Origin of the sequence: Haladaptatus sp. (assembly GCF_049589095.1) — an archaeon.
In the GTDB taxonomy this organism is placed as follows: Archaea; Halobacteriota; Halobacteria; order Halobacteriales; family Haladaptataceae; genus Haladaptatus.
The window spans coordinates 1-11,630 of the sequence record NZ_JBAWAC010000515.1; the positions used below are offsets into that span (position 1 = coordinate 1).

Here is an 11,630-nt window from a genome sequence, read left to right on the forward strand (position 1 = left end):
CCGCCGCTCGTCGTTGATTTCTGGCGGTCGTTCATCGACGGCGGGGCCGAACGCTTTCGACCACCTGAAGTGGGCGGTCTCTCCGCCGAGGCCGGAAATCGGGTGTACGTCGATTTGACGCCGCTCGTTCGACTCGCACCGCTCCGAGGGCGGATACCCGACGCGTTGTCGTTCCTCAGCGAACCGGCGTCCGATGGCCTCCGGGAGGTTCTACGGGAGCGGGAGGACGACATCCCGGAACGCGGCGTCGGAGCGGGATGGGTGCGAATACTCCGAGCGATTCGACGCGGGAAGCCGTCGCTTCGCCCCATCGTGTCGCAAGCGCTGTTCGAGTTCGTGCACTCGCTCGTGTTCGGCGTTCCGGATCTCGACGAACTGTGGGCGTGGAGCGATTCGTGGGGAACGGAACGGGCGAGAAAACTCCGCTCGCCGCAAACGATGGACGGACGGGTTCGAGCGATCTTCGAGGAGGTCGACATCGTCGCCTTCCTGAGATATATCGCACCGAAAGGGGCGGCCGCCCTTCCGGGCGTCCTCGCGGGACGGTTGCTCGGGAGAACCTTCCCCGACGCCACGGACGAACTGGACGCCATCGGGAAGGGATTCGAGGACGAAGTCGTCACGCGAATGAACGTCGAACTCGGGGAGTTGGCGACGCTCGCCGGGAACGCACCGGAAGTGAAGACGGCGCTCGATTCGGGCGCGTCGCTGGACGAGATAGCACCCCTCCGAGGAGGCGAGGAGTTCGTGGAGACGTTCGACTCGTTCATCGACCGATTCGGCCACCGAGCCACGGGTGAAATCGACTTGCGTCGGCCGCGGTGGCGCGACGACCCGTCGGTGCTCCTCTCGACGATTCGGAACAACGTCGGCGAGGAACGCGGAAGTCGGGAGCATCTGGCGGAACTGCAACGCCGCGCGGCGACCGCCCAACGCCGACTGGAAGCGCGAGCGAACCACGGACTACTGGGGTCACTTCGAAAACTCGCCGTCCGTCACCTGATTCGAAGCTACCGGAAGGCGATGCCGTTCCGAGAGTTCCCGAAACAGGGGATGGCTCGCGTGTTCGCCGCGGTCCACGAGATTTGTTCGGAGGCCGGGGAGACGCTGGCGGAACGCGGGAGCCTCGACCGCCCGGACGACGTCTGGTTCCTCCGACGTCACGAACTTCTCGCCATGGTGGACGGCGTCCCACTCGACGTGGACGTCGAATCACGGCGACGGACCCACGAACGCTACACGACGATGACAGCACCGCCGTTGCTGACCAGCGAGGGCGAACAGCCGACGGCCGCGCGAAATCGGGATTTCGATGGAACGACACTCGTCGGGACGGCCGTCTCCGCGGGTGTGATCGAAGGGACGGCCCGCGTCGTCCGCGACCCGTCCGAGGGAAGCCTCGAACCGGGCGAAATCCTCGTCGCGCCGTCCACCGACCCGGGTTGGACGCCGCTCTTTCTGAATGCGGCGGGACTCGTCATGGAAGTCGGCGGGCGGATGACGCACGGCGCGCTCGTCGCTCGGGAGTACGGAATTCCGGCGGTCGCTTCCGTCACGAGTGCGACGGAGGAGATTCACACCGGCGACCGGATTCGCGTCGATGGGAAAAACGGCACCGTCGAGCGGTTGTAAGATCGAAGCTGGAAATTCGAGAATCGACAAGAAAGTCGTGGCTAGTCGTGGTTAGTCGTCGTCTTCGATGGCACCGCCGTCCGCCGCGGCGCGCATCTCGGCACCTGACTCCTCTTTCAACTCGTTGTTCGGAAGCACGAGCGAGACGAGGAGACTCATACCGAGAACACCGACGCCGACGAGGAAGACGGCGTGGAAGGAGTCCACGAGCGCTTGCATGACCTGCTGTTGTAACTGCGGCGAAAGCTGGTGGATGGCCTGCGGACTCTGCGAGACGGCACCCACATCGACGCCGTTCGGAAGCGCGTCGCGCAGTTCGGCCGTGAGCTGCCGATTGAAGACGATACCGAACGCGGAGACGCCGAGCGCGCCGCCGAGATTTCGTCCGAAACTGTACAGCGAACTCACTTCGCCGATGTCGTCACCGCTCACCGCGTTCTGGATCGCCGTCGAGAGCGTAGGGAGCGTCATTCCCATGAGACCAGTGACGAGCATGTACGATGTGGTCTGAAGCGAGGAAACTCCCACACCCATGGTCGAGAGCAGGTAGCACCCAACCAAACTGACGACCAATCCGGCGACGGTGATGAATTTGTATCGGCCGATTCGGCTCATCAGTTGGCCACCGATCATCGCACTAACGATGAATCCCACGAAAAGCGGCATGAGGAGAAGTCCGGTGTTCGTTCCGCCCTTTCCGAGAACCATCTGCATGAACACCGGGATATAGTTGACGACACCCATCAGGACACCACCGATTAACACGGCGAGAACGGTTATCAGAAGGACCGACCGGTTACGGAACAGTTCGAGCGAGATCATCGGTTCCTCGATACGCCGTTCCTGCACGACGAACAGGACGGTTCCGACGACGGTGACGGCCGCGAGTCCGAGTATCTGCCACGATCCCCACGCGTACTGGTCGCCACCCCACGACGTGAGCGCGACGAGCGCAGAAACGGCGATGACGATGAGTCCCGCGCCCTCGTAGTCGATCCGATGGCTCTCGTTCGGGACGGGCACGTCGAGGCCGATTTGAATCAACGCCAGCGCGATAATCCCGAGCGGGATGTTGATGTAAAAGATCCACTGCCAGGTGAATTGGTCCGTGAGAACCCCACCGAGTAGCGGCCCGCCGATGAGCGCAGACCCGTTGACGAGTTGGAGGTAACTCATGTACTTGCCGCGTTCTCGGGGGGTGAAGATGTCACCGATGCCCGCCATCGCCATGGCCATGAGACCACCGCCGCCGATTCCCTGAAGCCCGCGGAGCAACGCGAGTTGTACCATCGACTGGGAGAGTCCGGACAACGCGGACCCCACGAGGAAGATAACGATGGCTATCTGCGTGAGCAGTCGGCGGCCGTAGATGTCGGAGAGTTTCCCGTACAGGGGCGTGACGGCCGTGGACGTGACGAGGTACGCGGTTACGACCCAGAACAGTTGATCGAGCGAACCGAACTCGGATGCTATCGTCGGAAGCGCGGTCGCGACGATGGTCTGGTCGAGTCCGCCGAGCAACATCGAGAGGCCCAATCCCGCGAACGCGACGTATTTCGTCCTGTCCGACAGCGACGACGCAGTTCCCGTCTTACCCATCGTAATTCTCTCCGTTACTACCGCAACGATTCCCCGAATCGGGGGACGATTTCGTCTTTGTCATCGACCGACCGAACGTTCGGTCGGTATTTATGATTTTTGGAACTTCCCTACCGAACGTTTGGTTCGTCGACGGGCGGATTTACCGAATCGGTACGCTCAAACGGGTTCCGACCGAACATTCGGTAGAATGGAGTACGATACGGCATTCGACGGCGAGCCATCCAGCGGGCGCGAGAAGATTTTGCTGGCAGTGTATCACGTCATCAAGAGCGAAGGATACGACGGCATCTCGATCCAGCGAATCGCCGACGAGGCGGGACTGAGCAAGGCGACGGTCTACCACCATTTCGACAACAAGAGCGAACTCATGCTCTCTTTCTACGAATTTGCCTCGGAGGAGTTCGGAAAGCGAATTACCCAACTGAGCATCTCCGACCCCGTCAAACGGCTGTACGCGACGGTCGACCGGTTCGTCCTTGGTCGAGTACCGGACGACGCCGTCGACCGATTCCCCACGATAGATAGTAACGAACTCGGCGAAGAAGACCCGCTACGGGCGCTCATCGAGGTACGGGCTCAAGGCGTTCACGAGGAGGCATACCGGGAGCGAATCAGCGCCCTCGATCGGTCGATTCGAAACGAACTCGTCACGTCCATCAGCGATGGAATCGAGCAGGAGAAGATTCGCGACGTAGACCCCGAACGGACAGCCGGTTCCCTTTACACGTTGTTACTCGGAGGGCTTCTCCAACGAGCGACGACCGACGACGCCGACCTCGAAGCGGTCCGTGACGACGCCTACGAATTCATCGACCGGTTGCTCGTCGAGTGAATCGAGCGCCGAAAGACAGAGGTCTTCCTCCGACCGGACGACGTTATTCGAGCGTCACGGGAAGCAGCTCCACGCCGTAAATTTCCCTCGACGCCGGGGAGAGGTCGGTCGTATCCACGTCCACGATGTCGAACGTATCGAATAGGATGGTAAATCCGACCTCCGCTTCGAGGCGAGCGAGCGGCGCGCCGAGACAGTAGTGGATTCCCTGTCCGAACGCGAGATGGCTGTTCGGACGACGGGTCGGGTCGAACGTGTCGGGCGAGTCGAACTTCCGTTCGTCGCGGTTCGCGGAGCCAACCCATGCAACGACCTCGTCCCCTTCCCTGATGGTTTTCCCACCAAATTCGACGTCCTGCCGAGCGAATCGTTCGAGATGTTGAACGGGCGAACGATAGCGGAGCACCTCTTCGACGGCGGAACCGAGGGGAATCTCCTCGTTCTGAACGTCGTCCAATAGGTCGTGCTCGTCGAAACACCAGATCGCGTTCGTCAGGAGGTTCGTCGTGGTAACGTTTCCCGCGATCAGGAGGAGGATGCACAGCGAGACCATCTCAGGTCCGCTCAGTGCGGATTCCCCCGACTCCGCGGTCGCAATGGCAGTGAGGAGGTCGTCGCGGGGGTCCTTGCGGCGCTCCTCGAAGAGCGTTCCGAAGTACTCGCTCATCTTCATCATTCCCTCCTCGGGACTCAGTCCGTCCTCGTCCCGCGCCGAGGAACCGATGAAGGCATCGGACCACCGCTTGAACGTCGCCCGATCCTCGCGCGGGACGCCCAGCACGCCCGCGATGACGTCGACGGGGAATGGGTAGGAGAACGCCTCCACGAGGTCGGTTCGTCCCGGTTCGATGTCGGCGACGAGTTCTTCCGCGATGGCTTCGACCCGAGGGCGATACGACCGTATCGCGTCGGCTTGGAAGTGCTCGTTCACGACCGACCGAATGCGGTCGTGCTTCGGCGGGTCGGTCGCAATCAGCATTTCGCCGAACGAACCGCGTTCCTGTTCGCCCGCTTCCGACTCGGGACTACTCGGTTCGTCAGTGGATTGGAACTCCATCGACGACGAAAACCTGTCGTGTCCCTTGAGAACGCGACGAACGTCGTCGTATCTGAACACGTCCCACACACCGCGGTCCGGATCGAAACGAACCGGTGCCTCGTCGCGCATCTCGCGGTACCACGAAAACGGGTCGAGCCGCACTTCGTCGGTGCGGAGCGCCGCTGGCGATTCGTTCTCCAGAGCGTCGTTCGATTTTTCGCTCATTAACCAACCGAACGTTCGGTCGGCATTTAGCTTTGGCGGTATCTCGCCGCGGTTCGACACCGCGCCGAGGATAGCGGTCGGTGGGAGCGACCCGTGTCCCTTCGAAGAGAAAAGCGACCGAACGGAGAGCTACGATATTCGAATTATGCGAATCGGTATTTGTATAATTTTTATAATATACTCAATTAACTATTTTAATAGTCAAAATATAATCCCCTTTGGAGTATGAAAGACGATCCGTCCGCGGGACACAGCAACAAACGCACCAATAGACGAAACGACTGGGGACGCGTGGAACACCAGTGGAACAGAAACGAGCTGAACGCGGACGTCGATTACGGGCAATGGCAACCGTACGGAACGAAGAGTGGTTCCACGTCGACCAGCTATTCGATCAGCGTGAGCGTGGGATATCAGGCGGCATACGCCACTGCCGGAATTTCGTGGTCGTACAGCCAACCGAACGTCGAAGTCGTGGACGAATCGTCCCCGGACCGCGAGTTCAACCAGTGGCACCTGAAGGTGAACGCGGATTGGGGGGACGATACACGTACGAACTTCATCGGCTTCAAACCGTCGAGCGTGGTGACGATGGACAACAGGGAACCGTCGATGGGCGGAAAAGAGATCTGCGAACTACAAGTCTCGGGGCGGTTCGATAACGGAGTCGACCACTACCAACGGCTGTACTCCGGCTGGTACAAACCGACGTTGGTCCCGGCCTGATTCCACGAGCGCCAGTAGCGCTGTCGCGACCACTCTTTCGAACCGACATTCGTTTTTCGGTACGCACACCGCCACGACACCACCACGGAAGTTCACTCAAACCCGACGTTGATGCTCTTGGTTTGGGTATACTCATCGAGGGTTTCAAACGCAGTCTCACGACCGGTTCCGGATTGCTTGTAGCCCCCGAACGGCTGGCCAGCTTGAAATTCATTGTAGGTGTTGATCCAGATATTACCCGCTTCGATATCGCGAGCCGTCTTATAGGCACGATCCAAATCGCTCGTGATGATTCCCGCTGCGAGACCGAACTGCGTGTCGTTCGCCAATTCGATCATGGTATCGTAGGAGGACCACTGGAACACTGCCTCGACAGGGCCGAAGATTTCCTCCTGTGCGACCCTGCTTTCGTGATCGAGACCCGAAATCACGGTCGGTGCGACGAAATTTCCATCAGCGAGCGCTTCATCGTTCGGAGCACCCCCGCCGGTTAGAACGTCCGCATCGGCCTCCCGTGCCCATCCGATGTATCGCATCGTCCTCTCCAACTCCGCTTGCGACACTTTCGGGCCCAATTCCGTTTCCTTCAGAAGCGGGTCTCCCACGGTGAGATCCGCTACGTTCTCCACGAATGCAGGAAGAAATCGGTCGTAGATCCCTTCGTGGATCAGTAACCGGGTTCCGGCACAACAGCATTCTCCCGCGTTGAAAAACAGTGCCTTCGTCGTGATCCGTACCGCTCTTTCTATATCAGCATCCGGAAACACGATTACGGGACTCTTCCCGCCGAGTTCCAACGTGAGATCGGTAATCGTGTCGGCGGTGTTCTTCATCACCCCGTGACCGACTTCCGTCGATCCCGTAAACGCGATCTTTCGAACGTCGTCGTGACTCACGAGCGGCGCGCCTGCCTCGGCACCGTATCCAGTAACGAGGTTGACGACACCCGGCGGCAGGATTCCCTCCGTTTCCCGGAGAAACTCGATTATCGTTAACGGGGTCTGCTCAGCCGGTTTTAACACCACCGTATTCCCGGCGGCGAGGGCCGGTGCTAACTTCCATGCGGCCATCAGCAACGGGAAATTCCACGGTGTGATTTGTCCGACTACCCCGTAGGGCTCTTTGATCGTCTGAACGTGGTTGCTACCGTTCGTCGGAATCGTTTTTCCTTCCGAGAGACGAGCAGCACCGGCGAAGTATCGAAAATGATCGACGACCAATTCGATATCGTCGCGCGATTCCGTGATCGGCTTTCCGTTATCGAGCGATTCGAGTCGTGCAAAGTCGTCCTTTCGGGCCTCGATACGATCCGCGATTTCGGTCAGCGTTCGCTGGCGATCCGCTGGCGAACATGCGGACCACTGATCGTCGTACGCGTCCCAGGCGGCCTCGACTGCCCGGTCGACGTCGGCTTCGTTCCCGGCTTGCACTTCGGCGAGGACGTCGCCCGTCGTTGGATCGCGCGTTTGGAGCGTCTGTCCGGACGTACTGTCGACCCAGTCCCCTCCGATGTAGAGTCGAGCAGTGTAGTATGGAAGGAGGTCATTTGCGACTTCTCGGTGTCGTTGTTTGATGACCTGCTTTCGCTTTGAAGATGTATTAGAATGTGTTGACATTGCTCGAAGCGCTACTCACTATATCTTTGACGGTTCTACATAACTATTTGGTCGATGTGAGGGGCGACGAGCGCGAATGCCGCTATCTTTCGATACACCGTTGTCTCCCACTGGTCGTTCCAAACGCATCGATCACGAACGAGTAGATAACGGAAATACAGGGTACAATCGGAAAAATACAGACGATCGGAAACGCGAAACCGTCTCCGGAATCAGTCGTCTGCACCGCCGTCAGTGGCGACGACTCGATCCGTGTCATCGTCGAAATCCTCCCCACCGTCCTCCGTTTTCCCATCCTCACTTTCCATGAACTTCCGACCTTCTGCCGTTTCCTGAAGTATCCGTTCGAGGACTTGCGTATCGTCGCGGAATTTGTGTATCTCCGGGAGGGAACTCGAATCGAACTGCGCGATCAGATCGCCGTGCTTCTTGAAAAACTCGTGCTTCCAAGTCTCGCTTTTCTCGTGTTTTCGGAAGCGAGCGATAAACTGCCAGTGGTGATAATCGTCCGCGTTGAAGAACATCAAGACGTGAGGATCGTTCATCAAATCGTCGTAACACTCCTCCCATCGGTCTTCGAAGTTAGGATAATGGAACGCGATCTGAAAAAGATGGTACTCGAAAAAGCTTTCATTCAATAGGGAAACCTGCCGAAACACGTCCTTGTCGCTTAGATCACGAAGAATATCGTTCACACGATTGTGTGACAGCGAGATCCCGTACTGGTCCTCCAACCGTTCCTTTAGCTCACGCACGGAAGCGGTTGGATGCTCGATACGGGCTTTGAGAATAGCGATATCCCGAGCAGAAATATCGTCGATTTCTTCAATGTCAGAAGGCATGGTCTTATTAGGACTATGGGGTTTCCGGATTAAATGTCTTTTCACTATTTCGGCCCGTTCGGGCTTCCCTACCGGGTTTTACCCATCTGTCCTGCTGTCGCCGTCCGGTCGGTAAGGCGTGATCGTCTCTCGACTCGGGAAAAAGATCGGTGACGATCTGAGACCAGAGCGTCATCGGGAGACCGGGAGTCGACGACCCTAATCGAGAGCGATATTGATCGTCTTCGTCTGTGTATAGTGTTCTATCGCTTCGAACGCAGTCTCTCGGCCGATTCCGGACTGTTTGTATCCTCCAAACGGTTGCCCAGCGGGGAATTCGTTGTAGGTGTTCACCCAGATATTCCCGGCTTCAATGTCTTCGGCAGTCCTGTAGGCCTGGTTCAAGTCATCGGTGATCACGCCCGCCGCGAGTCCGTAATCGACGTCGTTGGCTAGCTCAATCATCTCGTCGTAGGACGACCATTCGAAAATCGTCTCGACGGGCCCGAAAATCTCCTCCTGTACCGGTCGGCTCTCGTGGTCGATATCGGTGAGGACCGTTGGCGAGACGAAACACCCGTCACTGAGTGCCTCGTCGTCGGGAGCATCGCCACCCGTCGCAATGTCTGCGCCGGTCTTGCGTGCCTCTTTGATGTAATCCAGCGTTCGTTCGGCCTGGTCACTGGTTACCTTCGGGCCGAGCGTCGTTTCATCGAGGAGCGGATCTCCCATGGTCAGGCTTTCGACCTCTTCGACGAACGCATCGAGGAATTCATCCCTGACGTCCTCGTGGACGAAAATCCGCGTTCCCGCACAGCAACACTCGCCGGTGTTGTGGAACATCCCGATTCGGGCGACCTGGGCAGCCTTCTGGATGTCCGCATCCGGGAACACGACGACGGGACTTTTGCCGCCGAGTTCCAGCGTGACGTCCGTGATATTTTCGGCAGCGTTCTTCATCACACCACGGCCGACCTCCGTCGAACCGGTGAACGCGACTTTTCGGATGTCGTCGTGACACGACAACGGTTCGCCTGCCTCGGAACCGAAACCGGTAACGACGTTGACGACGCCGTCGGGAAGGACGTCATCGACTTCGCGCATGAGTTCTAGGACCGAGAGCGGCGTCTGCTCGGCGGGCTTCAGGACGACGGTGTTCCCAGCGGCGAGGGCCGGTGCCAGTTTCCAGGCGGCCATCAGGAGCGGGAAGTTCCAGGGGATAATCTGGCCGACCACACCGTACGGCTCCCGCAGCGTCTGGATTTGATGATCACCGTCGCTGGGGATCGTTTTCCCACTGTTTATCCTGGCGGCACCCCCGAAGTAACGGAAGTGGTCGATGACGAGGTCGAGGTCGATTCGAGCCTCCGAAATCGGTTTTCCGTTGTCGAGTGATTCGATCGTCGCGAACTCCTCCTTCCGGGCTTCGACCCGGTCCGCGATTTCACTGAGAACACCCTGGCGATCCGCCGCCGAATAGTCGGACCAACACGTATCGTACGCTTCCCAAGCGGCTTCGACTGCCCGGTCGATGTCGGCCGCATTGCCTGCTTGCGCTTCGGCGAGGACGTCGCCCGTCGTCGGGTCGCGAGTTTGGAACGTTTGGCCGGATTCGCTATCGACCCACTCGCCCCCGATATAGAGCTGACCTGGTCGAGATGGAATGTGTTCTTCGGCGGCCTCCTGGTGTCGCCGTTTGATTTCGGTTTTCGTGTCGGTTGTTGGTTGAGAGTCCGTCGACATCGTGGCAGTGATTCTCTCGCCAAGATTAATAATTGTTTCTCATAAGTGATTACATATAAATCCAATACAAAGAATTGGCATTACAATTTCTACCAAAATTCGGCATCACCACCAAATATTTATAATATAATGATAAACAATGACTTGCAATGCGAGCCGTAGTACTCGAGGAATTCCAAGAACCGCTGCAAGTACAGGACGTCGAACGACCAGAACCCGAATCACACGGCATCGTCGCGGAGGTCAACGGGTGTGGAGTCTGTCGAAGTGACTGGCACTGTTGGCAGGGGGATTGGGACTGGTTCGGCTACCGACCGGACCCGCCACATATCCTCGGCCACGAGCCGTGTGGTACCGTCGTCGAAGTGGGCGAAGACGTCGAGAGCGTCTCGGAAGGGGACCATATCGCGATTCCCTTTAATTTCGCCTGCGGAAAATGTGACCTGTGCCGGAACGGGCACGAGAACATTTGTGAGAACCACGTCGGCCTCGGCTTCATGAACGAAGCCCCGGGTGCGTTCGCCGAAGAGGTTCACGTTCCACACGCGGATATCAACGCCGTCCCACTGCCCGATAGCATCCACCCCGATACGGCCGCCGGAATCGGCTGTCGGTTCATGACGTCGTATCACGCGATGGCACACCGCGGCGATGTCGGCAACGGTGAGGATGTCGTCGTTCACGGCCTCGGTGGTATCGGACTCTCGGCCGTTCACATCGCGAACGCGCTCGGTGCGAACGTCATCGGAGTCGACCTCTTCGACGAGAAACTCGACAAAGCGGAGAGCCTCGGCGCGGTCGAAACCGTAAACGCGAGCGAAGTCGACGACGCCGCAAAGGAAGTTCGGGACATCACGAACGGCGGTGCCGACTGCTCGGTCGATGCGTTGGGAATCGAGACGACGTGTCTGAACGCGGTGAACTCACTCAAAAAAGGTGGTCGACACGTTCAGGTTGGATTGACCACTTCCGAAGAAGCCGGTAAGGTGGCACTGCCGACCGACGAATTCGTGGCGAAAGAGATCGATTTCCGCGGTTCACTTGGTCTCCAACCGTCTCGGTACTCCGAGATGTTGGATATGATCAAGACCGGGAAACTCGACCCGACCGAACTCGTATCGGAAACCATCTCGATCGACGAAGTTCCGGATACGCTCGCGGCGATGAGCGACTACGATACGATGGGAATTCCGGTCTGTAGTGACTTCAGCTAGATTACCGCCGATTAACAATTTTTTGACCACGTGCTGACGGTCGTCACGCTTGGAAATCGTCGGCGATGCGGATCACTTCGTTGAGGTTGGCGATGCGCTCGCCGTATCAGTCGTCTCCCCGCTTCGGTGACTGATGACCGGTTTCCATCCCGCTCGCGTGCCGAGTTCGACCGCGTCGAC

General features: G+C 58.6%; 10 protein-coding genes. 4 read left to right on the forward strand and 6 right to left on the reverse strand.

What is annotated here, in order from left to right; all coding sequences use genetic code 11:
- Positions 1-1,632 (forward strand): PEP-utilizing enzyme (locus tag WBV42_RS16025; RefSeq protein WP_423986911.1); only part of this gene is annotated, 1,632 nt, incomplete at its 5' end.
- A 51-nt stretch (positions 1,633-1,683) separates the two neighbouring features.
- On the opposite strand, the gene WBV42_RS16030 is transcribed toward WBV42_RS16025, so the two are convergent.
- Positions 1,684-3,231, reverse strand: coding sequence for an MDR family MFS transporter (locus WBV42_RS16030; protein ID WP_423986912.1), 1,548 nt, complete (start codon positions 3,229-3,231; stop codon positions 1,684-1,686).
- A gap of 190 nt (positions 3,232-3,421) precedes the next feature.
- Between WBV42_RS16030 and WBV42_RS16035 the strand changes: the two genes are divergently transcribed.
- Positions 3,422-4,066, forward strand: coding sequence for a TetR/AcrR family transcriptional regulator (locus WBV42_RS16035; protein WP_423986913.1), 645 nt, complete (start codon positions 3,422-3,424; stop codon positions 4,064-4,066).
- Positions 4,067-4,109: 43 nt separating this feature from the next.
- Here WBV42_RS16035 and WBV42_RS16040 read toward each other — a convergent pair whose 3' ends face one another.
- Positions 4,110-5,330 carry a cytochrome P450 gene (locus WBV42_RS16040; RefSeq protein WP_423986914.1) on the reverse strand — a complete coding sequence of 407 codons (1,221 nt, stop codon included), beginning with the start codon at positions 5,328-5,330 and terminating at the stop codon, positions 4,110-4,112.
- A 225-nt stretch (positions 5,331-5,555) separates the two neighbouring features.
- Here WBV42_RS16040 and WBV42_RS16045 point away from each other — a divergent pair, with 225 nt between their 5' ends.
- The gene (locus WBV42_RS16045) at positions 5,556-6,056 is read left to right on the forward strand and encodes a hypothetical protein (protein WP_423986915.1); all 501 of its coding nucleotides are present in this window, start codon (positions 5,556-5,558) and stop codon (positions 6,054-6,056) included.
- Between the two features lie 92 nt (positions 6,057-6,148).
- Here the strand turns inward: WBV42_RS16045 and WBV42_RS16050 are convergent, their stop codons facing one another.
- The 3 genes from WBV42_RS16050 to WBV42_RS16060 all read right to left on the reverse strand — a co-directional run bounded on the left by WBV42_RS16050 (position 6,149) and on the right by WBV42_RS16060 (position 10,236).
- Positions 6,149-7,672: an aldehyde dehydrogenase family protein gene (locus WBV42_RS16050; protein WP_423986916.1), complete on the reverse strand. Its 1,524-nt coding sequence runs from the start codon at positions 7,670-7,672 to the stop codon at positions 6,149-6,151.
- Between the two features lie 212 nt (positions 7,673-7,884).
- Complete coding sequence (locus WBV42_RS16055; protein WP_423986917.1) at positions 7,885-8,559, reverse strand: helix-turn-helix domain-containing protein; 675 nt, start codon at positions 8,557-8,559, stop codon at positions 7,885-7,887.
- Between the two features lie 153 nt (positions 8,560-8,712).
- Positions 8,713-10,236, reverse strand: coding sequence for an aldehyde dehydrogenase family protein (locus WBV42_RS16060; RefSeq protein WP_423986918.1), 1,524 nt, complete (start codon positions 10,234-10,236; stop codon positions 8,713-8,715).
- Between the two features lie 149 nt (positions 10,237-10,385).
- Here WBV42_RS16060 and WBV42_RS16065 point away from each other — a divergent pair, with 149 nt between their 5' ends.
- Positions 10,386-11,450: a zinc-dependent alcohol dehydrogenase family protein gene (locus WBV42_RS16065; RefSeq protein ID WP_423986919.1), complete on the forward strand. Its 1,065-nt coding sequence runs from the start codon at positions 10,386-10,388 to the stop codon at positions 11,448-11,450.
- 72 nt (positions 11,451-11,522) lie between these two features.
- Here WBV42_RS16065 and WBV42_RS16070 read toward each other — a convergent pair.
- Positions 11,523-11,630: hypothetical protein (locus tag WBV42_RS16070; RefSeq protein ID WP_423986920.1), on the reverse strand; the 108-nt coding region annotated here is incomplete at its 5' end.